At 63.7% G+C, this 26,981-nt stretch carries 26 protein-coding genes; 16 read left to right on the top strand and 10 right to left on the bottom strand.

From position 1 onward, the window contains the following. Positions 1 to 13 precede the first annotated feature (13 nt). The 3 genes from BLV07_RS17935 to BLV07_RS17925 form a co-directional block, all read right to left on the bottom strand. Positions 14 to 1,081, bottom strand: coding sequence for a GGDEF domain-containing protein (locus BLV07_RS17935; protein ID WP_091887954.1), 1,068 nt, complete (start codon positions 1,079 to 1,081; stop codon positions 14 to 16). Positions 1,082 to 1,247: 166 nt separating this feature from the next. Beyond that, positions 1,248 to 2,726 (bottom strand): DEAD/DEAH box helicase, encoded by a 1,479-nt coding sequence (locus BLV07_RS17930; protein ID WP_091887952.1) that lies wholly within the window; start codon positions 2,724 to 2,726, stop codon positions 1,248 to 1,250. A gap of 298 nt (positions 2,727 to 3,024) precedes the next feature. Continuing rightward, complete coding sequence (locus BLV07_RS17925) at positions 3,025 to 3,987, bottom strand: helix-turn-helix domain-containing protein (protein ID WP_091888162.1); 963 nt, start codon at positions 3,985 to 3,987, stop codon at positions 3,025 to 3,027. Between the two features lie 198 nt (positions 3,988 to 4,185). On the opposite strand from BLV07_RS17925, the gene BLV07_RS17920 reads away from it, so the two are divergent. From BLV07_RS17920 to BLV07_RS17900, 5 genes are all read left to right on the top strand, one after another. Then, positions 4,186 to 5,700, top strand: a complete 1,515-nt coding sequence (locus BLV07_RS17920) for a caspase family protein (RefSeq protein ID WP_091887950.1) — start codon at positions 4,186 to 4,188, stop codon at positions 5,698 to 5,700. 270 nt (positions 5,701 to 5,970) lie between these two features. After that, positions 5,971 to 6,222 (top strand): hypothetical protein, encoded by a 252-nt coding sequence (locus BLV07_RS48870; protein WP_244551137.1) that lies wholly within the window; start codon positions 5,971 to 5,973, stop codon positions 6,220 to 6,222. Between the two features lie 181 nt (positions 6,223 to 6,403). Continuing rightward, on the top strand, positions 6,404 to 7,651 hold the full coding sequence (locus BLV07_RS17910) for an FAD-dependent oxidoreductase (protein WP_210187805.1): 1,248 nt from the start codon (positions 6,404 to 6,406) through the stop codon (positions 7,649 to 7,651). Positions 7,652 to 7,830: 179 nt separating this feature from the next. Next, complete coding sequence (locus BLV07_RS17905) at positions 7,831 to 8,592, top strand: outer membrane protein (RefSeq protein ID WP_091887945.1); 762 nt, start codon at positions 7,831 to 7,833, stop codon at positions 8,590 to 8,592. Between the two features lie 319 nt (positions 8,593 to 8,911). Then, positions 8,912 to 9,730: an outer membrane protein gene (locus BLV07_RS17900; protein ID WP_091887944.1), complete on the top strand. Its 819-nt coding sequence runs from the start codon at positions 8,912 to 8,914 to the stop codon at positions 9,728 to 9,730. Positions 9,731 to 9,799: 69 nt separating this feature from the next. Here BLV07_RS17900 and BLV07_RS17895 read toward each other — a convergent pair whose 3' ends face one another. The 4 genes from BLV07_RS17895 to parE all read right to left on the bottom strand — a co-directional run bounded on the left by BLV07_RS17895 (position 9,800) and on the right by parE (position 14,345). Beyond that, positions 9,800 to 10,570 (bottom strand): SDR family NAD(P)-dependent oxidoreductase, encoded by a 771-nt coding sequence (locus BLV07_RS17895; RefSeq protein ID WP_091887942.1) that lies wholly within the window; start codon positions 10,568 to 10,570, stop codon positions 9,800 to 9,802. 21 nt (positions 10,571 to 10,591) lie between these two features. Then, entirely contained in the window at positions 10,592 to 10,777 is a 186-nt protein-coding gene (locus BLV07_RS17890) for a hypothetical protein (protein ID WP_091888160.1), read from the bottom strand. Between the two features lie 305 nt (positions 10,778 to 11,082). Then, entirely contained in the window at positions 11,083 to 11,859 is a 777-nt protein-coding gene (locus BLV07_RS17885) for an outer membrane protein (protein ID WP_091887940.1), read from the bottom strand. Positions 11,860 to 12,296: 437 nt separating this feature from the next. Further along, positions 12,297 to 14,345, bottom strand: coding sequence for a DNA topoisomerase IV subunit B (gene parE / locus BLV07_RS17880; RefSeq protein WP_091887938.1), 2,049 nt, complete (start codon positions 14,343 to 14,345; stop codon positions 12,297 to 12,299). Between the two features lie 273 nt (positions 14,346 to 14,618). Between parE and BLV07_RS17875 the strand changes: the two genes are divergently transcribed. From BLV07_RS17875 to argC, 3 genes are all read left to right on the top strand, one after another. Beyond that, the gene (locus BLV07_RS17875) at positions 14,619 to 15,149 is read left to right on the top strand and encodes a DedA family protein (protein ID WP_091887936.1); all 531 of its coding nucleotides are present in this window, start codon (positions 14,619 to 14,621) and stop codon (positions 15,147 to 15,149) included. 227 nt (positions 15,150 to 15,376) lie between these two features. Continuing rightward, a complete protein-coding gene (locus BLV07_RS17870) occupies positions 15,377 to 16,042 on the top strand; it encodes an FMN-binding negative transcriptional regulator (RefSeq protein WP_091887934.1) in 666 nt (221 codons plus the stop codon). Further along, the gene (argC, locus tag BLV07_RS17865; RefSeq protein ID WP_091887932.1) at positions 16,039 to 17,022 is read left to right on the top strand and encodes an N-acetyl-gamma-glutamyl-phosphate reductase; all 984 of its coding nucleotides are present in this window, start codon (positions 16,039 to 16,041) and stop codon (positions 17,020 to 17,022) included. Before BLV07_RS17870 ends, argC begins: the two co-directional genes overlap by 4 nt. Positions 17,023 to 17,166: 144 nt before the next feature. Here argC and BLV07_RS17860 read toward each other — a convergent pair whose 3' ends face one another. Both BLV07_RS17860 and BLV07_RS17855 read right to left on the bottom strand, forming a co-directional pair. Beyond that, positions 17,167 to 17,565 (bottom strand): MAPEG family protein, encoded by a 399-nt coding sequence (locus BLV07_RS17860; protein WP_091887930.1) that lies wholly within the window; start codon positions 17,563 to 17,565, stop codon positions 17,167 to 17,169. 141 nt (positions 17,566 to 17,706) lie between these two features. Further along, a complete protein-coding gene (locus tag BLV07_RS17855; RefSeq protein WP_091887928.1) occupies positions 17,707 to 19,527 on the bottom strand; it encodes a PHA/PHB synthase family protein in 1,821 nt (606 codons plus the stop codon). Between BLV07_RS17855 and BLV07_RS46300 the strand changes: the two genes are divergently transcribed. The 7 genes from BLV07_RS46300 to BLV07_RS17825 all read left to right on the top strand — a co-directional run bounded on the left by BLV07_RS46300 (position 19,526) and on the right by BLV07_RS17825 (position 25,365). Next, entirely contained in the window at positions 19,526 to 19,714 is a 189-nt protein-coding gene (locus BLV07_RS46300; protein ID WP_143035444.1) for a hypothetical protein, read from the top strand. The genes BLV07_RS17855 and BLV07_RS46300 overlap by 2 nt on opposite strands. A 67-nt stretch (positions 19,715 to 19,781) precedes the next feature. Next, positions 19,782 to 20,057, top strand: a complete 276-nt coding sequence (locus BLV07_RS17850) for a hypothetical protein (protein ID WP_091887926.1) — start codon at positions 19,782 to 19,784, stop codon at positions 20,055 to 20,057. 226 nt (positions 20,058 to 20,283) lie between these two features. Continuing rightward, entirely contained in the window at positions 20,284 to 21,504 is a 1,221-nt protein-coding gene (locus BLV07_RS17845) for an LL-diaminopimelate aminotransferase (RefSeq protein ID WP_091887924.1), read from the top strand. Between the two features lie 25 nt (positions 21,505 to 21,529). Beyond that, positions 21,530 to 22,846 carry a homoserine dehydrogenase gene (locus BLV07_RS17840; RefSeq protein WP_091887922.1) on the top strand — a complete coding sequence of 439 codons (1,317 nt, stop codon included), beginning with the start codon at positions 21,530 to 21,532 and terminating at the stop codon, positions 22,844 to 22,846. Positions 22,847 to 23,007: 161 nt separating this feature from the next. Beyond that, positions 23,008 to 24,009: a class II fructose-bisphosphatase gene (gene glpX / locus BLV07_RS17835; protein WP_035703675.1), complete on the top strand. Its 1,002-nt coding sequence runs from the start codon at positions 23,008 to 23,010 to the stop codon at positions 24,007 to 24,009. A 152-nt stretch (positions 24,010 to 24,161) separates the two neighbouring features. Beyond that, on the top strand, positions 24,162 to 24,881 hold the full coding sequence (locus BLV07_RS17830; RefSeq protein ID WP_091887920.1) for a haloacid dehalogenase type II: 720 nt from the start codon (positions 24,162 to 24,164) through the stop codon (positions 24,879 to 24,881). Positions 24,882 to 24,948: 67 nt separating this feature from the next. Further along, a complete protein-coding gene (locus tag BLV07_RS17825) occupies positions 24,949 to 25,365 on the top strand; it encodes an ASCH domain-containing protein (RefSeq protein WP_091887919.1) in 417 nt (138 codons plus the stop codon). Between the two features lie 36 nt (positions 25,366 to 25,401). Here BLV07_RS17825 and BLV07_RS17820 read toward each other — a convergent pair whose 3' ends face one another. Beyond that, complete coding sequence (locus tag BLV07_RS17820; RefSeq protein WP_091887917.1) at positions 25,402 to 26,067, bottom strand: GntR family transcriptional regulator; 666 nt, start codon at positions 26,065 to 26,067, stop codon at positions 25,402 to 25,404. Between the two features lie 116 nt (positions 26,068 to 26,183). Here BLV07_RS17820 and BLV07_RS17815 point away from each other — a divergent pair, with 116 nt between their 5' ends. Continuing rightward, on the top strand, positions 26,184 to 26,978 hold the full coding sequence (locus tag BLV07_RS17815) for an enoyl-CoA hydratase/isomerase family protein (protein ID WP_091887915.1): 795 nt from the start codon (positions 26,184 to 26,186) through the stop codon (positions 26,976 to 26,978). The last annotated feature ends 3 nt before the right edge of the window (positions 26,979 to 26,981 follow it).

Genomic DNA, 26,981 nt, shown 5'->3' with positions numbered 1-26,981 from the left:
AGCTGCTGAAGACCTACGCCACGCGGTTGTGCGTCTCGACCGCGTATTCCGGATCGGCTTCGCAGATCACGCGGTTGCGGCCGTTGCGCTTGGCGGCGTAGAGGCAGGCATCCGCGCGCTCGATCAGCGCGTCGGTGTCGTCGCCCTGCTTGAGCAGGGAGACACCGACAGAGATGGTGACGCGGCCGAGGATCTCGCCGGTCGACTTCTTCTTCAATTCCTTCGCCATCACCGCGCGGCGGATGTGATCGGCCACCGTGAGCGCCTGGCGCAGCGCGGTGTTGGGCAGCACGACCGCGAATTCCTCGCCGCCATAGCGCGCCGTGATGTCCTGGCCCTTGATGGTCTGCTTCAGCGACAGGCCGACCAGCCGCAGCACCTGATCGCCGGTGAGATGGCCGTAGGAATCGTTGAACGACTTGAAATGATCGATGTCGAACAGCAGCAGCGACAGCGGCTCGCCGGAGGCGAGCGCGCTTTGCACGGCCATGCCGATCATGCGGTCGAAATATTTGCGGTTGCCGAGGCCGGTGAGCGGATCGGTCAGGCTCTCGGCGCGGATCGCCTCCAGGCTCTGCTGGAGATTGCTGATCTCGTTCTTCGACAGCGTCAGGCGGCCTTCCAGCGCCTTGTTGGCCTCGCGCATCTCGCTGGTCGAACGCAGCAGCGCCTCGACGATCGCCTTGATCTGGTCGCGGCTCTTGGCTGACGACAGTTTCTCGGTCGCACCCGACAGGCTGGCGTCGTAGGCGCCGCTCATCCCAAGCGCATCGCCGAGAACCTTCATCACGTCGTCGATCTCGCCGATGACGCGCGCGCCGACCTTGTCGATGCGATCGGTGGTCTTGATGTGGGAGAGATAGGTCTCGTAGATCTGCTCGAGATCGGCTTCGGTCAGCTTGCCGTTACGCGCCAGCGTCTCGTTGATGATCTTGTTGAGCGGTGCGTTGTAGCCGGTGGCGTAGACGTACCAGATCTCGTAGTTGCGGGGAATTGCCGTCTGCCGAAGCGATCGGATCTGACCGAGCGCTACCTCGGCGAACGCCATCGTGCGTTCGTGTTCGTCGAGAACCTTGACCACGGAACATACCCCACAGCGGTCGGTGCGCCCGCGACCGCAGCAATGCTTAAATTATGTTCGTAGGCTAACGGACGATCGTGAACGCCCCGTAAATATACGTTCACGAAGCGTCTAAAAAAGTGTGGAGCGGTGTTTTTGCAACCGAAACCTGGAGCGCGTCGGCGCTTCAGGCGCCGGCGGGGGAGCGGACCGGCCGCAGCAGAAATGCCGGCAGGTGCGAGTGATCGCCCGGCTCGGTGTCGACCTCGCGCTGCCGGCGCGGCTCGGGACGGCCGATCGACGGCACATGCGACGCATTGGCCTGCGGACGTGCGCCGTGACGTGGCTCGGATCCGCGCTTCTCCTCGGGGCGATGCCTTGTTTCGGACGGCTGTCGCGCCTCGCGCGGCTCGTGGCTGCGCTCACGGTCGTGACCGCGCCGCTCGCCGCGCTGCGGTTTGCCGCGTCCGCCGCGTGAACGTTCACGGCCGCGCTGCTCGCGCGGACGCTCGGTCCCGTCGGCGATCTCAGCGTGGACTTCGTAGTCGCCCTCGGCGCGCGGAATGCTCTGGCCGATCAGCTTCTCGATCGCCGCCATCGATTTCTGGTCGAGCGGCGTCACGATCGAGATCGCGGTGCCGGTGCGGCCGGCGCGGCCGGTGCGGCCGATGCGGTGGACGTAGTCGTCGGCGTGATGGGGAACGTCGAAATTGAAGACGTGGCTGACCTCGGGAATGTCGAGGCCGCGGGCGGCAACGTCGGAGGCGACGAGCAGCGGCAGCTCGCCCTTGCGGAACTGGTCGAGCGCGGCCATGCGGGCCGGCTGGTCCATGTCGCCATGCAGGGCTCCGACGCTGAAGCCGTGCTTCTGAAGCGATTTGTGAACGATCGCGACTTCGCGCTTGCGATTGCAGAAGATGATCGCGTTCTTGAGATCCTTGGCCTCGCGCAGCAGGCGGCGAAGCAGCTCGCGCTTCTCGTGCGCCTCGCGTCCGGCGGGCACCTGGGCTTGCGTGACGGTAACGGCGGTGGTGGCGGGGCGGGAGACCTCGACCTTCTGCGGATTGTGCAGGAAGGCTTCGGTGATGCGCCGGATCTCCGGCGGCATGGTCGCGGTGAAGAACAGGGTCTGCCGCGTGAACGGGACGAGCTTGCAGATGCGCTCGATGTCGGGAATGAAGCCCATGTCCAGCATGCGGTCGGCTTCGTCGATGACGAGCAGCTCGACGCCGGTGAGCAGGAGGCCGCCGCGCTCGGTGTGGTCGAGCAGGCGGCCGGGGGTTGCGATCAGCACGTCGACGCCGCGCATCAGCTTGGCATCCTGGTCGCCGAAGGAGACGCCGCCGATCAGGAGGGCGACGTTGAGTTTCTGGCCGGCGCCGTAGCGGTCGAAGTTTTCCTTCACCTGGGCCGCGAGCTCGCGGGTCGGCTCGAGGATCAGCGTGCGCGGCATGCGGGCCCGGGCGCGCCCTTTTTCGAGGATGGTGAGCATCGGCAGCACGAAGGCCGCGGTCTTGCCGGTGCCGGTCTGGGCGATACCGAGCACGTCCTTGCGTGCGAGGACGTGGGGGATCGCCTGTTCCTGAATGGGGGTGGGGTTGGTGTAACCGGTGGCCGCCACTGCGGCGAGGACTTTTTCGGACAGTCCGAGATGAGAAAAGGACATTGAGCCTCTGGTCGAAACCGCCGTTCGGAATCGAGGGTAATAAGGCTGTCGCGTTCCACCCCGAAACGGCGCGCTCTCAAAGAAGCTGGGGGTGCTGACTCACGCGGACAAAGCGCAAGGCTCAGGAATCGCTCTTCGATCTGAGCCGCGTCGCCCCGGAACATAGGCGGGAATTGGCCAAAGTCAATGGAGCAGGCGCGGGAAGGCCCTAAAAAACCTGAGGTTTTTGCCCAAATCACGGGCGTGGCTGGGATTTTCCGCTCTTCTGGCAGTCCGGCCGCAACCGTCAAGACGAGGATTAGCGCCCGTCCGAAGCCTTGGCCCGGAAGTCGCCGGGAGCCATGCCATAGGCGGCGTTGAAGGCCCGGTAATAGGTGGCCAGGCTCTCGAAGCCGCAGGAGGTCGCGATGTCGGCGATCAGCCGCTCCGGGGCCTCGCGCATCAGGCGGCGGCTCTGTTTCAGGCGATCGTCGGTCACGGTCTGCGAGAAGCTCTTCTCCGCCGTCTCGAACAGCATGTGCAGGTGACGCACGGAAATGCCGAGCAGGTCGGCCACCATGGTCGGCGCGAGTTTGGGGTCTTGCAGGTGGCGCGCGATCAGGCGCCGGGCCTGCGAGTGGCGGGCGATCCGCAGTGCGGCCTGTCCGCGGCGGCTGCCGGGCCGCAGGATGCCGCGCTCGATCAGCGCCAGATGGGCGAGTGCCTGGACGAGGGAGGTCGCATCGGCAGCGCCGTCATCCGCCGCGGCCTCTTCGAGATCGGCAAAGCAGGCGCCGAGCAGCGGCGCCAGGGTCGGATCGTCAAAGGTCCGCGGTGCAAGTTCGCGCATGCGCTTGTCCTGGGCCGGGATGCTGCTCACCGGGATCTTCAGGATCCGCAAATGGAAGCCGCCTGCGCCCAGCGGCGCGGTGCGATAGGGCAGGTCGGTATGGCTGGTGGCGAAGCTGCCGTTTGCGATCGCGAAGTCGCTGCCGCGCATGCCGCCGAACCAGCCGCCGCTGCCAAGCTGCTGGTAGACGCAGATAGAGTCGCCCGGCGCGGAGGCGATGTCGGATGCACTGCGCTCGACGGTGTAGGGTGAGGCCTTCAGCTCGACGAGGCCGGCGCCGCCAAGCTGGCGCAGCGAGAATTCGCCGAAGAAGTCGGCGCGGCGTTCGCGCGCGAGCTCGGCGGTGACGCCGAACAATCCCTTGGCGCGCACCTCGCGCCAATAGTCGAAGCGGTCGTGCGGCTCGACCTCGTCGGTGCACCAGCGATACACGGCAGCCCCCTTCAACGGAATACCCAAGAAAAAGCAGATTCCGACGGAATCTGCCATAGGGCCGATGATGGAATCGGGGCCCAAGGCCCTTGAACCGTCGATATGGCTGGGCCGACTATCACATCAACGGCTGGGTTTGCCATGAACGACCGTTCGAGGGGGATCTGCGTGGGGCCGTCTGCAACTGGAAATAATACGATGACGCGTCGGCTTTTCAGAATTCTGGCGGCACTTGGCCTCGCAGCGAGCCTGAGCGGCCTCGCGCTTCCCGCGCATGCCGAGAAGCGCGTCGCGCTCGTCATCGGCAACAACGACTACAAGAACGTGCCGAAGCTGCTCAAGGCGGTCAACGACGCCCGCACCATGGGCGATACGCTGAAGCAGCTCGGCTTCTCCGTGATGCTCGCCGAGAACCAGAACCGGCAGCAATTCTCCGAGACGCTGCTTGCCTTCGATAGGGCAATCGAGCCCGGCGACACCGCGTTCTTCTTCTATGCCGGCCACGGTTTCGAGATCGCGGGCCAGAACTATTTGCTGCCGACCGACGTCCCGGCGGCGACGGAAGGGCAGGAAGAGCTGGTGCGCGACGCCTCCATCCTGGCCGACCGCATCGTCGAGCGCCTTCAGAACAAGAAGGCGCGGACCTCGATCCTGGTGTTCGACGCCTGCCGCAACAATCCGTTCGAGCGCAAAGGAACCCGCGCGGTCGCCGGCGGCGGCGGGCTCGCGCCGATGACGCAACTGCCGGAAGGCGTGTTCTCGGTGTTTTCGGCAGGTCCGCGCCAGACCGCGCTCGATCGCCTCTCCAACGACGACGCCAATCCCAATTCGGTGTTCACGCGTACCTTCGCCAGGGAGCTGCTCAAGCCTGGCGAAAATCTCGTGCAGGTCGCGCAGCGCACCCGCCGCGCCGTCAGTGAGATGGCCGATACCGTGAAGCACAAGCAGGTGCCGGTCTATTTCGACCAGATGGTCGACGACGTCTTCCTCAGCGGCCTCGCCAAGGATGCCGCCGCGCAACCGGACGATCCGCCGCCGCAGAAGCTCGCGGCGCTGCCGCCGGTGTCGGTGCCGCGCCTGCCGAAGGAGGAGACCACCAACGCGCCGATCGCGAGCTTCTCGCGGCACAATGGCGGCTGGAGCGTGGTGTTCTCCTTCGCCGATCCGACGCTCGGCATTTCCTGGCGCATGGCCGGCAAGGGCGATTTCCGTGAAACCGGATTCATCGACACCCTCGATCCGCGCACGCGCAAGCGGATGCCGAACCCGTCGATCGAATTGCCGCCGGACGCGCAAGCCGGCACCATCGAGGTCCGCTATGTCGATCAGTCCGGCGACATGCAGGGGCCGTTCCCGATCAGGTTCGATCCCGAGGCCGCGCTGATCCGCGACCAGCGCAAGATCCTCGACATGACCTCGACGAGCTGGCTGTCGTTCCGCGAGTTCAACGGGCTCTTGGTCTACTACACGCATCTCGTGTCCTACCGCTGCGCCATCCGCGAGGTGCGCATCGGTATCGACACCGCCGTGCCCAACCAGGTGCTGAAGATGCCCGCTTGCGACATGCGCGATCCCAGCGCGATCAGCGCCGGCATGCCGCTCTACATGAAACTCGCCCCGGCTACGCAGTTTGTCTCGGTGGAGCTGACCTATCGCGACGGCAGCGTCTCGGAGATCAAGAGTTTTCGCAGCGCGAACCGCAGCAATAATTGAGGTCTTCGTCGGCCGCAGCGTGATGAGCAGAAGACGGAACAACTCTTGCTGACCTGACTTGGATTGTCTGTCGAACCAGGGAGACGATTCATGTTCCGCAGATCCATCTTCGTAACGATCGCTTGCGTTGCACTGTCGACGGCGGCCCTCGCTCAAGGGGGAGGTGGTGCTGGCGGCGGAGGTGCAGGCGCAGGTGCGGGTGCAGGCGCAGCGGCAGGTACAGGTACCAGCGGCGCCAGCGCGGGATCTGCGGCTAGCCCGGGTGCCGGAATGGGCACGTCGTCCAGCAGCGCCAACTCCGGGCCGTCGGCTCCCTCCGGGATGGGGACGCATGGCACCACCACGGGGGCCAACGTCAACACCAACATCGGTCAGCCCAATCCGAACGTTCAAGCTCCAACCGCAAACGCTAAGACGCCGGCAGCAGCGCAAGCCGAGCGAAACATGGGTGTCGGTCATGCGACCAATGGGTTGCCGATCGGCAGTCCCGGCACTGGGACCAGCAACGAGGACCAGAAATAATCCGGTCCCGATTTCAGGCAAGGCCCGCGCTCTGCGGGCCTTTTTATTTATGCGCTTGTTCGCTGCTGCAAACTGGCCGCGACAGGCTTTTGCCTGCAAATTGAGACTGCGCTCGGCCTGAATCGCGTTAGTATCATCCGTCATATCTTGATCAATTTTCACATCGCGGATCGCCGCTGCAATGACATCCGACCAACAACCAAACCGGACCATGAAAGTCCGCTGCTGCATCGTCGGCGGCGGCCCGGCGGGTATGATGCTGGGCTATCTCCTGGGCCGCGCCGGCATCGACGTCGTGGTGCTGGAGAAGCACGCGGATTTCTTCCGCGACTTCCGCGGCGACACCGTGCATCCCTCGACGCTTCAGGTGATGGACGAGCTCGGCTTGATCGACGGCTTCCTTAAGCTGCCGCACCAGCGCTTGCAGAAGATGGATGGCCTGTTCGGCGGCACGCCGGTGCGCATCGCCGATCTCAGCCGGCTTCATACCAAGTACCCCTTCATCGCCTTCATGCCGCAATGGGACTTCCTGAATTTCCTGCGCGAGGCCGGCAAGCGCTTTACCTCGCTCAAGGTGATGATGAGCACGGAGGCCGTCGATCTGATCCGCCGCGGCGAGACGCTGACCGGCGTGCGCGCGAAGACGCCCGAGGGCATCGTCGACATCGCGGCCGATCTCACCATTGCCTGCGACGGCCGGCATTCGACGGTGCGCGAGCGCGCCGGCCTTAAGGTCGATGAGATCGGCGCGCCGATGGACGTGCTGTGGTTCCGCGCCGGCCGCAGACCCGACGAGACCGAGAGTGTGTTCGCGCGGATCGAGCCCGGCAAGATGATGATCACCTTCGACCGCGGCGATTATTGGCAATGCGCCTATGTCATCGCCAAGGGGCAATTTGATGCGGTGAAGGCGAGGGGACTACAGGCGCTGCTCGATGACGTCGTGCGCATGGCGCCGATCCTTCGATCCGGCATCGCCGAGGTGAAGAGCTTCGACGACATCAAGCTGCTCACCGTCGCGATCAACCGCCTGACGCGCTGGACATTGCCAGGCCTGCTTCTCATCGGCGATGCCGCGCACGCGATGTCGCCGGTCGGCGGCGTCGGCGTCAATCTCGCCGTGCAGGACGCGGTCGCGACCGCAAACCTGCTGGCCGACAAGATGCAGCACGGTTGTCCATCGGAGAACGAGCTCGATGCGGTGCGACGCCGGCGCGAGTTCCCGGTGAAGATGACGCAGCGCATGCAGGTCATCATGCAGAACAACATCATCAGCGGCGCCTTGCAGCCGGGCGATCGGCCGCTGAAGGTGCCCTTGATCTTGCGCCTCATCACCGCGCTGCCCTGGCTCCAGGGCATTCCGGCGCGCCTGCTTGCGCTCGGCGTTCGGCCCGAGCACGTCCAGTCGAAGGCCGCGCCGCCATCGTAGCGCAAGACATCGCTAGGGATAACGCTGCGTTAAAGCGCGCGCGGCGCGTTGCGCACGTGCAACAGCACAAACGGATTCACGGGCCAGCGCGTGCAGATATGTCACGTTAACCGTGTTGATTTCAATTTTAGTAAGAGCCGTCTGTGAGCGTGCGCCCATCAAAGGACACGGGGTGTACCATGCGTAATAAATTGATTGCCGCCTTCGCCTGCACGACCGCTCTGGTTTCGACCGGCGCCGCTTCCGCCGCCGATCTTGCTGCGCGCTACACGAAGGCGCCCGCCTATGTCGAGCCGCTGTTCAACTGGACCGGTTTCTATGTCGGCGGCCACATCGGTGGCGCATGGACCAACGAGCAGTTCATCAACAACGGGACCGGCGCGGCGTTCGGCGATTTGCTCCCGGGAGAAGGCTATCGTCAGCGCAACTCGGGCGTCATGGGCGGCGCGCAGATCGGCTACAACTGGCAGGCCAACAACTATGTGTTCGGCGTGGAAGGCACGATCTCCGGCCTCGACAACAAGGGTACGGTCGTGAACACCGCGTTCGCCCCGGCGAACGACGTGTTCTCCTGGCGGGCCAATGTGCTGGCGACGGTCGTCGGTCGTGCCGGCTTTGCCGTGCAGAACAACCTCTTCTACATCAAGGGCGGCTATGCGGGGGTCAACAACCGACTCTCGGTCACCGACCCGGTCGTAGCGGGTACGGGCGGACAGACTCACTGGGCCAATGGCTGGACCGTCGGCGCCGGCTGGGAATACGGCATCACCCGCAACTGGATCGTCGGCCTCGAATACAACTACGCGGCCTTCGGCAGCCAGACCTATCAGCTCGGCGGCACGGCGGGCAATTACACCTTCGATGCCAAGCCGCGTGACATCCAATGGGCCGTCGTGCGCGCGAGCTACAAGTTCGACGCACCGACCATCGCCCGCTACTGAGCAACGAACGACCAAGCACATACAAAAAAATCACTGCCAAACTCAAAAGCCCCGGGTACCGAGCCCGGGGCTTCTCTTATTTACGATTCACGCGAACGACACGGCGTGAAGCGAGCCGCTCAAAGCTATTCCGACATCAGAATTATGATGCGTATCCTTCTACATTAGGGAAGCACATCTTGCATATTTGTGTGGCCCGCGTGCAACTTGCGCGTGAAAAGTGAATGCGTATCCATATCCGACGGCTTTTCCATCTGGCCGCGCCCCCCTTTTTCGCTACGTTCATGACCAATTGTTTCTATGCATTGGGGATTGGGTCATGAGACGATTTTTCGGGCGGGCATTTACCACCGCTTCGCTCCTGTCACTTGCCAGCGTGGGCGTTGCCTCTGCGGCTGATATGGCTGTGAAGGCAAGGCCGGCTTTGCCGGCTCCAGCACCGGTCTACAACTGGACCGGTTGGTATGCTGGCGTGAATGGCGGCTGGGCATTTGACGCTTCGTCTACCGGAAGCCTGGTGGCGTCTACTCCGGGCTTCGCAGGCGCGATTGCCGCCGGAGGCACGCCGACCTTCTTCGGTGCCAAGCATGAAGGCGGATTTGGCGGTGGCCAGGTTGGTTACAATTGGCAGATGGCCAACTGGCTGGTTGGTGTGGAAGCCGACATCCAGGGAGCGGATATCGGTCGCACCTCAACCATCATCTTCCCGGGTGGGGCGGTATTTCCGAGCGTTTCGACCGGTCGGGATCACATCGACTGGTTCGGGACCCTCCGCGGCCGTGTCGGCGTTACGGCCGGTCCGGCGTTGTTCTACGCGACAGGCGGTCTTGCCTATGGTGGCGTCAGGACAAACATCAGCAATGTCTTTACGCCTGCCGCTGCGGGTAGCTTTTTCGGCAGCGACAGCAGCACGCGGATCGGATGGGCTGCCGGCGCCGGCGTCGAATGGGGCTTCGCGCCCAACTGGACGGTGCGGGGCGAATATCTGCATGTCGATCTTGGCCGTTCGAATGTGACCATGTTCGACCCTGTGAATTTCCCGGCCGAGTCCGCGACGTACCGCTTCAATCATGTCGTCGATGCCGTTCGCGTGGGCGTGAATTACCGCTTCGGCGGACCGGTGGTCGCGAGATACTGATCTCTTCGCGTGGACTGCATCAAAAGCCCCAGCTCTCACGCTGGGGCTTTTTCGATGAGCTCCAGCGTATCAGGCCATCACCGAGAATCCGCCATCGACGGGGATCGCGGTGCCCGTGACGAAGTTCGAGGCGGGCGAGGCGAGGAATACGGCGATGCCGGCGAAGTCGTCGATGTTGCCCCAACGTCCCGCGGGCGTGCGCGCCAGCACGCGCTCGTGCAGCCCCGAGACTTGCTGCCGTGCGCCGCGGGTGAGGTCGGTGTCGATCCAACCCGGCAGGATGGCGTTGACCTGGATGTTGTCGGGCGCCCAGGCGTTGGCGCAGGCGCGGGTGTACTGCACGATGCCGCCCTTGCTCGCCGCATAGGCGGTGGCGAAGCTCGCGCCGAATATCGACATCATCGAGCCGATATTGATCACCTTGCCGTTGCCGGATGCCTTCAAGGCTGGATAGGCCAGCTTCGAGCACACGAACGCGCTGGTGAGGTTGGTGTCGATCACCTTGTTCCACTCGTCGAGCTCGAGCTCGTGCGGGGGCTTGCGGATGCTCATCCCGGCATTGTTGATGAGGACGTCGATGCGGCCGAGCTCCCTGATGACGCGGTCGACCATGGCCGCGACGGCGGCCGTGTCGGTCACGTCGGTGGTGATGGCGATTGCTTTTACGCCGCGCTGGCTGAGATCGGCCACGGCGGCGGCGGACTTGGCTTCGTTGCGTCCGACCACGGCGATGTCGGCGCCGGCGTCGGCAAGGCCGCGGGCCATGCCGAGCCCGATGCCGCCATTGCCTCCTGTTACGACAGCGACCTTGCCGCGAAGATCGAACCGGCTGGATGTCATGCTTTTATTCCCTGGTTTCTTCTATTGGTTGCTTTGCCAGATCAGCACCAGCCCGAAGCCGGCCATGGCTGCGCCATAGCCGGCCCATTGCAGCTGGTTGACCATGAAGCTCGATCGGGGCCAGGCAAGCGTGCCCGTGCCCTGTCCGATCCAGAGCAGCCCGACGGCAGTCGCAAACAGGCCTGCGATCAGCAGAAATCTGCGCATGCATTCCTCCCCATCGGTCCGCTTCTGTCGCGACACGGCGATGAAGGATCGCCGCCGCGAAAGCTTGAGTGCACACTAACCGTAGCTTCGGTTCGGATACAATGGCAGTGCCGGCGCGCGGGGAGGAGACTATGCCCCTGGACAAGCACTGAAGCCGAGGCGATCAGGGATGCCGATCGGCGGCGGTGGAAGCGCGGCCTCGTCGATGCATACACCTCGTTGAGGCGTGCGTTGACCGCTGACAAGTCCACAACGAAAAAGCCCCGGACGATGCCGGGGCTTTGACGTCTGAATATAAGATCAGATCAGTACTTCGCGACGACCGGACCGGTCCAGTTGAAGCGGTAGACCAGCGAGGTGCTGATGGTCTGCACCAAGGGCTTGAAGCTGATGGAGTCGGTGGTCACGAGGTTGCCGACGTCGGTGCGGACGGCAATGTCCTTACGATCGTAGTAGGCAGCACGATATTCGGTCTTCATGAACCAGCCCGGCGCCGTGATGCCGAAAATGTTCAGATTGTTCTCGACGCCACCGCCGACGAACCAGCCATTGCGGTTGAACGAGTCGGTGTGGAAGCCCGAAGCCGTCCCGGCGAGATTCGTCAAGCCAGCGCCCGACCAGTGCGATCCAGTGTAACCGCCATTGACGTAGGAGAGAACATTCGGAGCAACCAGATAGCCGAGGCGAACACCCGCAGCCCAAGCGTCCTGCATCTTGATGCGGCCGGTCAGCGCAGCAAACTCATCGTTGATGCTGCCGCGCAGGCTGCCGAACTGACCATCGGCGAACACGCCAGCCACCCAGGTACCGGAGAACTGCCAGTCGTAGCCGGCACCGACCGTTCCAAACCAGCCATCGCCGCCGACACGCTGATCGATCGTCACGGGAACACCAACGAAGTTGGTGTGGGAGTCCGCATCCCAGACGCCGCCGCCGGCGCCACCGAAGATGTAGAAGCCGGTCCAATTGGCGACCGGCGCGGGCACCGGAGCCTTCACGTAGGGACGGGCAGCAAGGTCAGCGGCCGAGGCCGAACCGGTCATTGCCGCAACCGCGGTCAGAGCGAGCAAAGTCTTCTTCATGTTAAAATCCCCAACCTTGGTCTGTCGTAGCCGGCGCGAGCGCGCTGTAAGTTCGTGTGATCTGATACCCGGACTATAGACGTTTCCGGCCGAAATGCTGTTGCTGGGCAGGCACACTCGCCGGAAAACGCTGATCGGCAGAGATCTGCTTTGAGAGGACCATTTCATAAAATAACTACATTCTATCAATGGGTTGGATGCTAGTGGTGTAAGCTTGGAGCCTGCAACCTCTCGTTAACGAAATCGGCTTCGTGCGGAATGGAGGCAATCCTGCCTCAGCTTTGGTTCCCGTGAGTCGTTGGCCGAGTCGCACCGCGAAGGGGTGGGAATCAACCGCGCCCTGGCGGAACCGCCGGCAGGGTCATCCTCACAAACGAAAGAGCCCCGGCGGTCAAACCGGGGCTCTTGATGGGACGCGGCAGCGTGAGGCTGGCGGGTCAGACGTCCAGCAGTTCCTCGCTGGCAAACTCGGCCTTGTCCGAGATGAACGCGAAGCGCGCCTCGGCCTTGGTGCCCATCAGGCGTTCCACCGAATCCGCCGTGGTGTCGCGATCGTCGGCAAGCAGCACCACCTTGAGCAGCGTCCGCTTGCCCGGATCCATGGTGGTTTCCTTGAGCTGCGCCGGCATCATCTCGCCGAGGCCTTTGAAGCGGTTCACCTCGACCTTGGCGTTGGCGTTGAACGCGCTCTTGATCAGCTCCTCCTTGTGCTTGTCGTCGCGGGCATAGACCGATTTGGTGCCGTGGGTCAGCTTGTAGAGCGGCGGCACCGCGAGGAAGAGGTGCCCTTCGTCGATCAGCCGCGGCATCTGCCGGTAGAAGAAAGTGATCAGCAGCGAAGCGATATGCGCGCCGTCGACGTCGGCGTCGGTCATGATGATGATGCGCTGGTAGCGCAAATCCTCTTCGCGATAATGCAAGAGCTGGCCGCAGCCGATCGCCTGCACGAGATCGGAGAGCTGGGCGTTGGCCGTCAGCTTGTCCTTGCCGGCGGAGGCGACGTTGAGGATCTTGCCGCGCAACGGCAGCACGGCCTGGGTCTTGCGATCGCGCGCCTGCTTGGCGCTACCGCCGGCCGAGTCGCCCTCGACGATGAAGAGCTCGGAGCCTTCGGTGCCGGCATCGGTGCAGTCGGCGAGCTTGCCAGGCAGACGCAGCTTCTTGCCCGCAGTCTTGCGCGCGGTCTCCTTTTCCTGGCGCCGGCGCAACCGCTCCTCGGCGCGGTCGATCACGAAGTCGAGCAGCCTGTTGGCCATGTTCGGATTGCCCGACAGCCAATGGTCGAATGGATCCTTCATCGCCTGTTCGACGATGCGCTGCGCTTCTGCCGTGGCGAGGCGGTCCTTGGTCTGGCCCTGGAATTCAGGCTCGCGCACGAACACCGAGAGCATCACGGCGGCGCCGACCATCACGTCTTCGGAGGTGACGGACGCGGCGCGCTTGCCCTGACCGACGCGCTCGGCGTGATCCTTCAGGCCGCGCAGCAGCGCGCTGCGCAATCCCGATTCATGCGTGCCGCCATCGGGCGTCGGCACGGTGTTGGTGTAGGAGGAGAGAAAACCGTCGGCATCGGCGGTCCACGCCACCGCCCACTCGCAGGCGCCATGGGCACCGTTACGGCCGGACTTGCCGGAGAAGATGTCGGGATGCACCAGCGTGTCGGCGTGGATCGCCGCGGCGAGATAATCCTTGAGACCGCCGGGGAAGTGGAACGTCGCCTCCGCCGGCACGTCCTCGACGCCCTTGAGTAGCTCGGGCGCGCAGTTCCAGCGGATTTCGACGCCGCCGAACAGATACGCCTTCGAGCGCGTCATCTTGAACAGGCGCTGCGGCTTGAACGAGGCCTTGGCGCCGAAAATGTCGGTATCGGGCTTGAAGCGCACGCGCGTGCCGCGGCGGTTGTTGATCTTGCCGAGATCCTCGAGCTTGCCCTTGGGATGCCCGCGCTCGAACGTCATGCGGTAGAGCTTTTGGCTGCGCGCGACCTCGACCTCGAGGCGCGAGGAGAGGGCGTTCACCACGGAGATGCCGACGCCGTGCAGACCGCCCGAGGTCTCGTAGACCTTGGAGTCGAATTTGCCGCCCGAATGCAGCGTGCACATGATGACTTCGAGCGCCGACTTCTTCGGGAATTTCGGATGCGGATCGACCGGGATGCCGCGGCCGTTGTCGGTCACGGTCAGGAACCCATCCGCGCTCAGATCGACCTCGATGAAGGTCGCGTGCCCAGCCAGCGCCTCGTCCATGGAGTTGTCGATGACTTCGGCGAAGAGGTGATGCAGCGCCTTCTCATCGGTGCCGCCGATATACATGCCGGGTCGGCGCCGCACCGGTTCCAGGCCCTCGAGCACCTCGATGTCGGCCGCCGTGTAGTCGGCTTCCCCGCCGCTGCCGCGCGAGGCCGTCTTGGCGGCGGACGCACGGGACTTTGACTCGTTGGCGCCGAACAGATCGTCTTTCGCTTTGGTTTTCAATTGCTTGGACATATTTCTTGATACGTTTTGAGGGCCGCAGGAGCGGCGAATCGGTTAGGCCGACTATGCCACTTCTGACTCGGAAAGGTTACAGCTGGGCCTGTCGGGCCGTGTGGTTGGTTGCCAATCTCGGCGATTTTACGCCGCAGACCCGCCAAGTCCCGGCAATTTGACGTCCGGACCCATCCCTAACCGGGCTTTGTGACTTGATGTCACACAAGCCCTTGGCTTACCAGTCCTTTTCATCGAGCAGCACCTTGAGACAGGGCGGAAGGCTAATCTGGAATGGAGCAGTTTGCGCACGCCCTTGCCGACTTCGTGCGCGCTCACCAGGCTTGGGCGGCGCCGATCGTGTTCCTGCTCGCCTTCGGGGAGTCGCTTGCCTTCATCTCGCTGCTGGTTCCGGCCTGGGGCGCGCTGGTGGGGATTGGTGCGCTGATCGGGGTGAGCGGCATCAGCTTCTTTCCGGTCTGGATCGCTGGCGGCCTTGGCGCGGCGCTGGGTGACTGGGTCTCCTACTGGTTCGGCTACCGTTACAAGGAGAGCGTCGCCCAGATGTGGCCGCTCTCGCGCTATCCGGAACTCCTGCCCAAGGGCGAGGTCTTCGTGCGGAGCTGGGGCGTGCCCAGCATCTTCATCGGCCGCTTTTTCGGCCCCTTGCGCGCCTCGGTGCCGCTCGCAGCCGGCATCTTCGAGATGCCCTATTGGAGCTTCCAGGTCGCCAATTTCGTCTCGGCACTGGTCTGGTCCGCGGCACTGCTGCTGTTCGGCGACGTGATCGCGAAGCTGATGGAATGGATCTGGCGTCTCCTCTGAGACCGTGAACCTTGACGGGAACCGGATCTGGCCTTATAGCCGCGCGCCATGATCAACGCCGCGACCATCCTGTTCGCCCGTCGCCGCCGCCGCTCTTTAGCGGTTTGGGCGGTCGATCGCGTTTGAGATCATCGTCTTTGCCGCTGGATCCGGTCCGCGGCATTTTCTCTCCTGTCAGCGCGATCTGATCCGGCGGCTCCCCAAAGGAGGCCCAGCAGGAGACCACGATGTACACGCCACCCTTTTTCAAGCAGGACCGCGCCGCGAGCCTGAAATTCGCCGAGGAGCGCGGCTTCGGCACCATGTGCGCCTTCGATGGCCACAAGCCGGTCGCGTCCCCCTTGCCGTTCTATCTGACCTACGCCGCTGACGGCACGCCGCAGGCCGCCTTCCATGTCGCCCGTCACAATCCGCTGCTAAAGCTTGCGGGCGGTGATGCGTCCTGGCTGCTCGCGGTCAATGGTCCCGATGCCTATGTATCGCCGGACTGGTACGTCTCGCCCGATCAGGTGCCGACCTGGCTCTACCAGTCGGTGCATCTGAGCGGGCCGGTGCGGCTGCTATCGGACGACGAACTGGCGTTGCAGATCGACACGCTCAGCGACAAGTTCGAGACCCGGCTGCTGCCGAAAAAGCCGTGGACGTCAGGCAAGATGACGGCGGGCCGGCTGGAGACGATGAAGAAGGCGATCGTGGGTCTGGTGATGACGGTTGAGGAGGTCGAAGGCAGCTTCAAGCTGAACCAGCACAAATCGGACGCCGACTATACGGCGATCGCCAATGCGCTTGGCGCCGGCGATGCCGATGCGAAGCAGATCGCACATTTGATGCGGCAGGCCCGGCCGCAAGCTTTTGCAAACGATACGAACATGCTCGAAGGGAGCGCGCCATGAGCCTCGCTGACACCACCAAAGCCCCGACCACCTGCGCGGCGAAGAAGCCCGCAACCGTCTTCGTCGACGGCGGCTCCGGCACCACCGGGCTCGGCATTAACGAGCGGCTGAAGCTCCAGGGCGACGTCGCGGTGAAGACCATCGCCGACGACAAGCGCAAGGACCCCGCGGCCAAGAAAGCGCTGATGGAGGAGGTGGATCTCGTCATCCTTTGCCTGCCCGACGATGCCGCCAGGGAGACGGTCGCTCTCGTCGACAGCATGGGCACTTCTGCACCGAAGGTGCTGGACGCCTCGACGGCCTACCGGGTCGCGCCGGACTGGGCCTACGGCTTTCCCGAGCTGACGCCGGATCAGGCCGGCAAGATCAAGGCCGCGAAGAAGGTTTCCAATCCGGGCTGCTATCCGACCGGCGCGATCGCGCTATTGCGGCCGATCGTCGATGCCGGCCTGCTGCCGCAGGACTATCCCGTCACTGTCAATGCGGTGAGCGGCTATTCCGGCGGCGGCAAGTCGATGATCGCGAGCTTCGAAGACGGCAGTGCGCCGTCCTTCGAGCTCTACGGTCTCGGCTTCGAGCACAAGCATCTGCCGGAGATGCAGCTCTACTCGAACCTGACGCGGCGGCCGATCTTCATTCCCTCGGTTGGCAACTACCGGCAGGGCATGCTGGTCTCGGTGCCGCTCCAGCTCGACACGCTGCCGGGCAAGCCCAGCGGATCCGATCTCCAGGCCGCGCTCGCCAAGCGCTACACCGGCTCGAAATACGTCAAAGTGATGCCACTCCAGAACGAGGCGACCAAGGGCGGCCGGCTCGAGCCGGAGGCGCTCAACGAAACCAACATGCTCGAGCTCTACGTCTTCGCCAGCGACAAATATCACCAGGCGGTGCTGGTCGCGCGGCTCGACAATCTCGGCAAGGGCGCCTCGGGCGCAGCCGTGCAGAACATGCGGCTGATGCTGGGATTGCCGGAGGAGTAGGGCACCCTTGTGCCCCGGACGCAGCGCAACGCCACTTGGCGGTGCGCCGCAGAGCCGGGGCCCATTCTTACTTGGATTGTGGCTTTCTAGGTCCCGGCTCAGCGGCGCAGCACTATCGTGCTGCGCCTTGTCCGGGACACGAGTCTACAACACCCCGAAAATCGCCAGCGCCAGCACGGCCTGGGCGAGGAAGCCGACGGTAAAGGCGAGCGTGCGGAACACCGGGATCCCAATCGCGTAGACGATCAGATGCGCGACGCGGGACCAGAAATAGACGGCGCAGGCGAGCACGGTCCATTTGGTGGAATAGTCGATCGCGTTCAGGATCAGCACCAGTGGCGCGAAGATCACGAGATTCTCGACCGCGTTGTCGTGCGCGAACATCAGCCGGGTGGCCCATTCGGCTTGCGGCTTGTCGCTGCGCGAGGGGTTGGCCATGGCCCCGGAAAGACCGCGGACCTGGCAGCGGTTGATGATGTAGGGGATCCAGAGGATTCCGGTCAGGATCACCGTCAGTGTCAGCCAGAACAATTCGCGCGTCATAGTCCGGTCCCTCTGTCGTCACGGTGGTGAGAGCGAGTTTATACGAAAGCGCGCAAGATTGCGCCATGCGCATGGAAGCTTTGGTTTTTGTTTGCGCATGATCTTTTCGGAAAACCGCTTCGCACTTTTCCGGATCATGCGCTATGCGCGGACCCTGACATAGCTGCCGGGCGCGTCTTCGATCGGGGGCAGGGCGTCGCTGCCGACCGCGCGCGCCGGGACCTCCTCCGGATCGAGTGCGCCAAGCCATTGCCGCCAGTCCGGCCACCACGAGCCCTTGTGCTCGACGGCGCCTTTCATCCACTGCGCGACGTTGACGTCCTTGATGTTCTCGTTGGTCCAGTACTGATACTTGTTCGAGGCCGGCGGATTGACCACGCCGGCGATGTGGCCCGAGCCCGACAGCACATATTTCACCGGGCCCCCGAAGAACTGCGAGCCGTACAGCACCGATTCCGCCGGCGCGATGTGGTCCTCGCGGGTGGCGAGGTTGTAGACGGGCACCTTGACCTTGGAGAGATCGAGCAGAGTGTTGTCGAGCACCATCGTGCCGGTCGACAGCCGGTTCTCCAGATAGCAGTTGCGCAAATAATAGGAATGGTTCGCCTGGGTCATGCGCGTCGCATCGGAATTCCAGTGCAACAGGTCGAACGCGCTCGGCTGCTGGCCCTTCAAATAGTTGCTGACGACATAGGACCAGATCAAATCGTTGGAGCGCAGCATGTTGAAGGCCATCGCCATCTTCGAGCCTTCGAGCACGCCGGCCGTCTTCATGTCGTGCTCGAGCGCTGCGATCTGCTCCTCGTCGACGAACACGAGGAGATCGCCGGCATGGGTGAAATCGACCTGGGCCGCGAAGAACGTCGCCGATGCAACGCGCTGGCGGCGTTTCTCGGCGAGCCAGGCCAGCGTGGTCGCGAGCATCGTGCCGCCGACGCAATAGCCGGCGGTGTGCACCTTCATCTCGCCGGTGACCCTCTCGATCACGTCCATCGCCGTGAGCGGGCCTTCCTTCATGTAGTCTTCCCAGCCCTTGTTGCCGAGCCGCTTGTCCGGATTGACCCATGAGATCACGAACACGGTGATGCCCTGGTCGACGCACCACTTGATGTAGGATTTCTCCGGCTTGAGATCGAGAATGTAGAACTTGTTGATCCAGGGCGGCACGATCAGGAGCGGGGTGCGCAGCACCTTCTCCGTGGTCGGCGAATACTGGATCAGCTGCATCATCTCGTTCTGATAGATCACCTTGCCCGGCGTCGTCGCCATGTTGACGCCGACGACGAGATTGTCCGGATTGGACTGGCGGATCTTCAGCATGCCCTTGCCGGCCGCGATGTCCTCGGCGAGCATCTTCAGGCCGCGCGCGAGGTTCTCGCCGCTGGACGCCACCGTCTCGCGCAGCACCTCCGGATTGGTCAGCACGAAGTTCGATGGCGACAGCGCGTTGGTGACCTGCTGGACGTAGAACTCGGCCTTGCGGCGGGTGTGCGGATCGAGCCCTTCGGCGTCGCGCACCAGCTCCTGCGCCCATTTGGTCGTGAGCAGATAGAGCTGCATCACGAAATCGAAGAACTGGTTCGACTTCCATTCCGGATCGGCAAAGCGCTTGTCGCGCGGCGAGGGCGCGATCGCGGGCGGAGCGTCCTGGCCAGCCATGCGGCGGACCGCCGAGCCCCAGAGGTCGAGATAATCCTTGGCGAGCTTGGTCTGGAGATCGGAGGAGCGGGACGTGTCCGACAGCCAGTATTCGGCGACCGAGGTGAAGGTCTTGACGACCTCGGCAAGCTCGGCCGGCGGGCGATCCTGCACCTCGCCGCTTTCGCGCGGTTTGAGATAGGCAGCGAGCGCCTTGCCACCACTCTCCATCGCCCGCGCGACATTCATCGCGAAGGCTTCGGCATCGAACTTCGTCTCGAACGTGTTGCCGGATTTGGGCGTGTCGGTTGTGATGGTACTCATGCGCAGAACAGTAACGATTCATTCCGTATTCGTCACCGCGAAGCTCGCATCTTTGGCGTTAAACACTCTCGAAGATGTGCTGCAGTGCGACAAATTTTCTTGGTTTCGTCACAATCGAGCCGCACCGCTCGGCTTGGTAGTGCTGGGCTATTTTCTCGCTCACGCCATTTGGGCAGCAATGGTTTGAGCTTGGGCGCGGTCTTGGGTAAGGTTTGCCCGGGGCCGTGCTTTGGGACGAGTAGGGGATTTCCCAAGTGTTGGCGTTATGGGACCTGCAAAAGACGCTGCCGATCCGCGGCGCGCTGTTGATCGCGGCGCTCGCCCTCGGCGGCTGCTCGAGCCAGCTCGCGGATATGACACCTGCGGATGCGCAGGCGCATCCCAAGGAGCCCGGCAGCTATCTGCCGGTGCATGATCTGCCGCCGGATCGCGATCAGGCGACCATCCCGCCGGACCAGCGCGCCAAGATCGAGGCCGAGCTTGCCGCGGCGCGCGATCGTCAGGCCGTGGCCGCCAAGGACGCCAAGTGAGCGAGCAAGTGAGACGGTGCAAGGTAATCGCTGGCGCCCCCGTCTTGCCGTGCTAAAAGACCTCAGTTCAGCCGAGAGTCAGGGCGAACGACTTCAGTCGCCATTGTCGATGATTGCTCTAAGTATTTGATTTTGAGTAGTTTTCGCGAGAGGCTGGGCGCGTTTCCGAACGGCCGTTGTGGCCTGTCGATTCTGTCCTGACCGGCTGCCCGGAGCCCAGAGAGCCATGGAAGAATTTTACCGCATCCGCCGCCTGCCGCCTTACGTGTTCGAACAGGTCAACCGGGCCAAGGCGGCCGCGCGGAATGCCGGCGCCGACATCATCGACCTCGGCATGGGCAATCCGGACCTGCCGGCCCCGCCGCATGTGCTCGAGAAGCTCAAGGAGACGCTCGGCAAGCCTCGCACCGATCGCTACTCGGCCTCCCGCGGCATCCCGGGGCTGCGCCGGGCCCAGGCCGCCTATTATGACCGCCGCTTCGGCGTGAAGCTCAACCCGGACACCCAGGTCGTAGCGACGCTGGGCTCGAAGGAGGGCTTTGCCAATGTGGCGCAGGCCATCACCGCGCCGGGCGACGTCATCCTCTGTCCGAACCCGAGCTACCCGATTCACGCCTTCGGCTTTTTGATGGCGGGCGGCGTGATCCGCTCGGTACCTTCGGAGCCGACGCCGCAATTCTTCGAGGCGGCGGAGCGGGCGATCATCCATTCGATCCCCAAGCCGCTGGCGCTCGTCGTCTGCTATCCCTCGAACCCGACCGCCTATGTCGCGAGCCTCGACTTCTACAAGGATCTCGTCGCCTTCGCGAAGAAGCACGAAATCCTGATCCTGTCCGATCTCGCTTATGCCGAGGTCTATTTCGACGAGAACAGCCCGCCGCCCTCGGTGCTCCAGGTGCCCGGCGCGATGGATGTCACCGTCGAATTCACCTCGATGTCGAAGACCTATTCGATGGCCGGCTGGCGCATGGGTTTTGCGGTCGGCAATGAGCGCGTGATCGCGGCACTCGCCCGCGTCAAATCCTATCTCGACTACGGCGCATTCACGCCGGTGCAGGTCGCCGCGACCGCGGCGCTGAACGGCCCCGACGATTGCATCAAGGAGATGCGCGACACCTACCGCAAGCGCCGCGACGCGCTGGTGGAATCGTTCGGCCGCGCCGGCTGGGAGATTCCGCCGCCGGAAGCCTCGATGTTCGCCTGGGTGCCGCTGCCGGAGGCCTTCCGCAGTGTCGGCAGCATGCAGTTCGCGACCCTGATGGTGGAGAAATCCGGCGTCGCGGTCTCACCCGGCGTCGGCTTCGGCGAGCATGGTGAAGGATATGTCCGCATCGCCATGGTGGAAAACGAGCAACGGATCAGGCAGGCCGCGCGCGGCGTGCGCCGCTTCCTTGAAAGCGGCATCGAAACGTTGCACAACATCGTTCCGCTCGCCAATCGGCGCTAGTTCTCTGCAGGTTTTCTGAAGTATCATGGTCGCACCCCTAAAAGTGGGCATAGCGGGGCTCGGCACCGTGGGTGCCGAAGTCGTCCGTTTGATCGAAACGCAAGCGCGCGTGCTCACGGGGCGCAGCGGCCGGGGCATCCGCGTCGTTGCCGTCACGGCGCGCTCGAAGGCGAAGAAGCGCGGCGTCGACCTGCGCGGCGTCGAATGGGCGAAGGATCCGATGGCCCTTGCCACCCATCCCGAGGTCGATTGCTTCGTCGAGTTGATGGGCGGTGCCGGTGATCCCGCGCTGTCGGCGGTGGAAACCGCGCTCATTGCCGGCAAGTCCGTTGTCACCGCCAACAAGGCGCTGCTCGCCAAGCACGGCCTCAAGCTCGCCAAGGCGGCTGAAAAGCACGGCGGCGCGCTGAATTTCGAGGCAGCGGTCGGCGCCGCGATCCCTGTCATCAAGACGTTACGTGAAGGTCTTGCCGGAACCGGCATCAACCGCGTCTATGGCATCCTCAACGGCACCTGCAACTACATCCTGACCCGGATGGAGCAGGAGGGGCTGTCCTTTGCCGAATGCCTGAAGGACGCGCAGCGGCTCGGCTATGCCGAGGCCGATCCGTCCTTCGACGTCGACGGCCACGACACCGCGCAAAAACTCGCCATTCTCGCCAGCCTCGCTTTCGGCACAAAAGTTGCTCAAAGCGCAGTGTATGTCGAAGGCATCTCATCCATCGCGCCGGAAGATCTCCGTGCGGCGGCCGATCTCGGTTACCGCGTCAAGCTGCTCGGCGTTGCGGTTCGCACCGCCAAGGGCATCGAGCAGCGCGTGCATCCGACCATGGTGCCAAAATCCTCCTCGATCGCGCAGGTGATGGGTGTCACCAATGCGGTCACGATCGACGGCGAGGGGATTCCGCCGATCACGCTGGTCGGCCCCGGCGCAGGCGGTGCCGCGACCGCATCTGCCGTGGTCGCCGACATCGCCGATGTTGCGCGCGGCATCCGCGCCAATCCGTTCGGCCGGCCGATTGCGCAACTGCACGACACCAAGAAGGCGCCGATGGAGCGGCATGAGGGCGGTTATTACATCCGCCTGCTGGCGCGCGATTTCCCGGGTACAGCGGCCGCGATCGCGACCCGGCTTGCAGAACAGAAGATTTCGATCGAGTCGATCGTGCAGCGTCATCCCAATGGCGGCGCTGCGCCCAGCGACGGCAAGGTGGTGCCCGTGCCCGTCATCCTGATCACCTATGCGACCCATGAAGACGCCGTGCGCCGCGCGCTCGCCGCCGTTCAGCACGACAAGGTAATCAGCGGACGGCCGCAGGTGATCCGGATCGAGAAGAACTAGAGCATGGTCCGGACCCGGAAGGCCGCGTTAGCGCAACGCATGTGGCGGTTTTCCGGAAAAGAGATCATGCTCAAGCCGAGAGGACGGTTCGAACGAACCGTGGGCGTTGCGAGTTGATGCGGACAGAGGTGTCCGCCGAGCTGTTTTAAAGGAGTGAGCCAATGTCGACCCATATTTCAGTCCCGCCGCAAGCGTTGCTCGAGCGCATTCTCACGCTTGAGATCGTGCGGGTGACGGAGCGGGCGGCGGTGTCGTCGGCGCGACTGCGCGGGCATGGCAACGAGAAGCAGGCTGACCAGGCCGCTGTGGACGCCATGCGGCGCGAGCTCAACAAGCTGCCGATCGAAGGCACTATCGTGATCGGCGAAGGCGAGCGCGACGAGGCACCGATGCTCTTCATCGGTGAGAAGGTCGGCATGAATGCCGGTCCCCAGGTCGATATCGCGGTCGACCCGCTCGAAGGCACCACGCTTTGCGCGAAGAACATGCCGGGTGCGATCGCGACCATGGCGATGGCCGATGGCGGCACCCTGCTGCACGCCCCCGACGTCTACATGCAGAAGCTCGCGATCGGACCGGGCTACGACAAGGGCGTCGTCGATCTCGATGCCTCGCCCGCCGACAACGTCCGCCGCCTCGCCAAGGCCAAGGGTGTCAAGCCGGAAGGCATCACCGTTCTCGTGCTCGACCGTCCGCGCCATGCCGACATCATCGCGAGCGTGCGCTCGACCGGCGCGGCCGTGCGCCTCATCACCGACGGCGACGTCGCCGGCGTGATCCACTGCGCCGACCCCGACAACACCGGCGTCGACATGTATCTCGGCACCGGCGGTGCGCCGGAAGGCGTGCTCGCCGCCGTGGCGCTGCGCTGCATCGGCGGCCAGATGCAGTGCCGCCTCATCCTCGACTCCGAGGAGAAGCGCGAGCGCGCCGCCAAGATGGGTGTCAACGATCCCAAGATGATCTACGGCATCGAGGACATGGCGCGCGGCGACTGCCTGTTCGCGGCCACCGGCGTCACCACGGGCTCGCTGCTGTCGGGCGTCAAGTTCCGCAAGGATGGCGTGATTGAAACCGAGACGGTGGTGATGCGCTCGGTCACCGGCACCGTGCGATACATCAAGGCCGAGCACCGCGAGCTGGCGAAGTTCCATTTGGATTGATGCTCGCTGTCATTCCGGGGCGACGGGACCGTGCAACGCGCGGCCCGGAGAGCCCGGAATCCATCGAGCGACAGAGTCTGAGGTGAAATGGATTCCGGGTTCACGCTCTGCGCGCCCCGGAATGACAAGAAGAATCAGCACGGGAAGCGCCCATGTCCGATCTCTCCGCCGTCAAAGCCCTCGTCTTCGACGTGTTCGGCACCGTGGTCGACTGGCGCACCAGCCTCATCACCGACTTCATGTGGTGGAGCAAGCACCGCGGCATCAGCGCCGACTGGACCGCTTTGGTCGACGGCTGGCGCGGCATGTACATGGCCTCGATGGACGACGTGCGCAAACATCCCGAGCGCGGCTATGTCATGTTGGATGATCTGCACCGCCGCTCGCTGGAACAGCTGGTCGATCGATTCTCGATCAAGGGCCTCACGGAAGCCGATCTCGACTACCTCACCAAAGGCTGGCATCGTCTCAATCCCTGGCCCGATAGCGTCGCCGGCCTCACGCGGCTCAAATCGAAATTCGTGATCTCGCCGCTGTCGAACGGCAATGTCGCGCTGCTCACCAACATGGCGAAGTTTGCAGGGCTCCCGTGGGACCTCATCATGTCGGCCGAGCTGTTCGAGCACTACAAGCCCGATCCGGAAACCTATCTCGGTGCCGCGCGCTTGCTTTGTCTCAAGCCGGAAGAGGTAATGATGGTCGCCGCCCACAACGGTGATCTCGCGGCCGCCCAGAAGAACAGGCTGAAGACCGCGTTCGTGGCACGGCCGACCGAATATGGTCCGCTGCAGAAGGTCGATTTCGAGGCCACCGGCAACTGGGACATCGTCGCCAAGGATTTTGGCGGCATCGCCGACAAGCTGGGCTGTTAGGCCGTGTCTTCATGACCCAGTAAAGTCTGCTTGCGCACGACGAGGGGACGTGAAGGCCTGAAGACCTATGAGAAAACCGATTCCCGAGCGCTATCGGAACCTCCGGACGTTTGCGTTCGGGGACAGCCCCGCACTCGCAGATGAATTGATCGAACTCGTCATCAAGGGCATCAAGACCGCGACGTGCAGCACCGAAGACGAGCCGAACACGTCCACGCCCGGTGAGCGCTGGGTCGTGCTCGACGGGCGAGGAGAGGCGCGCTGCGTCATCGAATCCATCGACGTAACATATCGGCGCTTCAATGAGGTCGACGCAGCCTTTGCATATGATGAGGGTGAAGGTGACCGGAGCCTGGCCTATTGGCGCCGCGCCCATCAGGCGTATTTCGGTAGGCTTGGACGATATAGCGACGACATGATGCTGATGTGCGAGCGCTTTCGCCTCGTCGAGGTCTTTGGCGGCATTCCACGCCAGGATTCATAGTTTCGGCGGTCGACGTTAGAAGTTCAGGGCCGCGCCTCACGCGATTCGCAGTGTGAGGTCGTTTCCCTCCCTTTCGGCAAAACCCGCCTGCAAAACCTCTTCGCGCTTGTGCCGTAGATGCGCACGCAGGATGTGGGCGAGGCCGGCGCCGTCGCGCCTTTGCAGCGCGTTCAGGATTGCATCATGCTCCTTCACGGCGAGCGCCCAGCGCTGCGGCGTCATCGGCGTAACGTAGCGCGCGCGGCGGATGCGCGCGGTCACCGAGGTGTAAAGCCCCGCGAGCACCGGGTTTCCGGCAGCATTGACGATGGCTTCGTGAATGGCGCGGTTGCCGCGATAGTACTGGATCAGATCGCCGTCGCGATAATGCTGCACCATGGCGGCATGCACCGCGGCGATCTCGTCGATCTCGGCATCGGTGATGCGCTCGCAGGCAAGCTCGCCGGCGAGGGCCTCCAGACCCTGGCAGACCTCGAACAGGTCGCGCATGTCTTTGTCGGTCAGCTTCGCCGCCCGCGAGCCGCGATGCGGCAGCAGCTGCACGAGGCCTTCGGCGGCCAGCACCTTGAGCGCCTCGCGCAGCGGCGTGCGCGAGATCTCGAGCCGCTCGCACAGCTCGCGCTCGGGAATCCGCGCGCCCGGCGGGATTTCGCCGTCGAGCAGGATGGCGCGGATGCGGCCGACGACTTCTTCATGAAGCATGGGTCTGAACTCAATTTGCATTCAAAAGTGAACCCATGTGCGGATATTTGCAAGTTCCTGCTTGAAAATTCCAAATTTTGCATTCAAAAATGTAAAAAACAGAAAGGCATGAGGAAATGGACCTGCAAGTGGAGGCAGAAGACCTCGTCTTCGAACGCCAGGACGGCATTGGGCGGATCACCTTCAACCGTCCGCAGGCCCGCAACGCCTTCACCTTCGCGATGTACGAGCGGCTCGCCGCGATCTGCGAGGAGGCCAACCGCGACCATGCGATCAAGGTGCTGGTGCTGCGCGGGGCCGGCGACAAGGCGTTCGCATCGGGCACCGACATCAACCAGTTCCGCGAGTTCAAGACGCCGCAGGACGCGATCGACTACGAGAACCGCATCGATCGGGTGCTGACCACGCTGGAGCAGTGCCGGGTGCCGACGATCGCGGCGATCAACGGGTTCTGTACCGGAGGCGGGGCGGGCATCGCCGCAGCCTGCGATCTCCGCATCGGCACCAGGAGCGCCAAAATCGGTTTCCCCATCGCCCGCACGCTCGGCAATTGCCTGTCGATGTCCAATGTCAGCCGTCTCACCGCGCTCATCGGCGCCGCGCGCGTCAAGGATCTGATCTTCACCGCGCGTCTTGTCGACGCCACCGAGGCCGCAAGTGTCGGGCTGCTCGGCGAAGTCGTCGAGGATATTGCCGCGCTCGAGCGGCGCACTGAGGAGGTGGCCCGGCTCGTCGCCAGTCACGCGCCGCTGACGCTGAATGCGACCAAACAGGCTGTGGCGCGCCTGCAAAGGCGGCTGACGCGGGACGAGGGCGAAGATCTCATCCTGATGTGCTACACGAGCCAGGATTTTCGCGAAGGGCTCGATGCTTTCCTCAACAAGCGCGCGCCTCAATGGCGCGGCCAATAGGAC

It is taken from the genome of Bradyrhizobium sp. Rc2d, assembly GCF_900099855.1.
GTDB lineage: Bacteria > Pseudomonadota > Alphaproteobacteria > Rhizobiales > Xanthobacteraceae > Bradyrhizobium.
The sequence above is the reverse complement of the archived record's forward strand: the minus strand, read 5'-3'. Positions and strand labels throughout refer to the sequence as shown.

Excerpts from the sequence above, each read along its gene's own strand:
- BLV07_RS17930 (WP_091887952.1), bottom strand. The coding sequence starts at position 2,726 with ATGTCCTTTTCTCATCTCGGACTGTCCGAAAAAGTCCTCGCCGCAGTG.
- BLV07_RS17920 (WP_091887950.1), top strand. The coding sequence starts at position 4,186 with ATGACGCGTCGGCTTTTCAGAATTCTGGCGGCACTTGGCCTCGCAGCG.
- BLV07_RS48870 (WP_244551137.1), top strand. The coding sequence starts at position 5,971 with ATGGGCACGTCGTCCAGCAGCGCCAACTCCGGGCCGTCGGCTCCCTCC.
- BLV07_RS17910 (WP_210187805.1), top strand. The coding sequence starts at position 6,404 with ATGACATCCGACCAACAACCAAACCGGACCATGAAAGTCCGCTGCTGC.
- BLV07_RS17905 (WP_091887945.1), top strand. The coding sequence starts at position 7,831 with ATGCGTAATAAATTGATTGCCGCCTTCGCCTGCACGACCGCTCTGGTT.
- BLV07_RS17900 (WP_091887944.1), top strand. The coding sequence starts at position 8,912 with ATGAGACGATTTTTCGGGCGGGCATTTACCACCGCTTCGCTCCTGTCA.
- BLV07_RS17895 (WP_091887942.1), bottom strand. The coding sequence starts at position 10,570 with ATGACATCCAGCCGGTTCGATCTTCGCGGCAAGGTCGCTGTCGTAACA.
- BLV07_RS17890 (WP_091888160.1), bottom strand. The coding sequence starts at position 10,777 with ATGCGCAGATTTCTGCTGATCGCAGGCCTGTTTGCGACTGCCGTCGGG.
- BLV07_RS17885 (WP_091887940.1), bottom strand. The coding sequence starts at position 11,859 with ATGAAGAAGACTTTGCTCGCTCTGACCGCGGTTGCGGCAATGACCGGT.
- parE (WP_091887938.1), bottom strand. The coding sequence starts at position 14,345 with ATGTCCAAGCAATTGAAAACCAAAGCGAAAGACGATCTGTTCGGCGCC.
- BLV07_RS17875 (WP_091887936.1), top strand. The coding sequence starts at position 14,619 with ATGGAGCAGTTTGCGCACGCCCTTGCCGACTTCGTGCGCGCTCACCAG.
- BLV07_RS17870 (WP_091887934.1), top strand. The coding sequence starts at position 15,377 with ATGTACACGCCACCCTTTTTCAAGCAGGACCGCGCCGCGAGCCTGAAA.
- argC (WP_091887932.1), top strand. The coding sequence starts at position 16,039 with ATGAGCCTCGCTGACACCACCAAAGCCCCGACCACCTGCGCGGCGAAG.
- BLV07_RS17860 (WP_091887930.1), bottom strand. The coding sequence starts at position 17,565 with ATGACGCGCGAATTGTTCTGGCTGACACTGACGGTGATCCTGACCGGA.
- BLV07_RS46300 (WP_143035444.1), top strand. The coding sequence starts at position 19,526 with ATGCGCAGAACAGTAACGATTCATTCCGTATTCGTCACCGCGAAGCTC.
- BLV07_RS17855 (WP_091887928.1), bottom strand. The coding sequence starts at position 19,527 with ATGAGTACCATCACAACCGACACGCCCAAATCCGGCAACACGTTCGAG.
- BLV07_RS17845 (WP_091887924.1), top strand. The coding sequence starts at position 20,284 with ATGGAAGAATTTTACCGCATCCGCCGCCTGCCGCCTTACGTGTTCGAA.
- BLV07_RS17840 (WP_091887922.1), top strand. The coding sequence starts at position 21,530 with ATGGTCGCACCCCTAAAAGTGGGCATAGCGGGGCTCGGCACCGTGGGT.
- glpX (WP_035703675.1), top strand. The coding sequence starts at position 23,008 with ATGTCGACCCATATTTCAGTCCCGCCGCAAGCGTTGCTCGAGCGCATT.
- BLV07_RS17830 (WP_091887920.1), top strand. The coding sequence starts at position 24,162 with ATGTCCGATCTCTCCGCCGTCAAAGCCCTCGTCTTCGACGTGTTCGGC.
- BLV07_RS17825 (WP_091887919.1), top strand. The coding sequence starts at position 24,949 with ATGAGAAAACCGATTCCCGAGCGCTATCGGAACCTCCGGACGTTTGCG.
- BLV07_RS17820 (WP_091887917.1), bottom strand. The coding sequence starts at position 26,067 with ATGCTTCATGAAGAAGTCGTCGGCCGCATCCGCGCCATCCTGCTCGAC.
- BLV07_RS17815 (WP_091887915.1), top strand. The coding sequence starts at position 26,184 with ATGGACCTGCAAGTGGAGGCAGAAGACCTCGTCTTCGAACGCCAGGAC.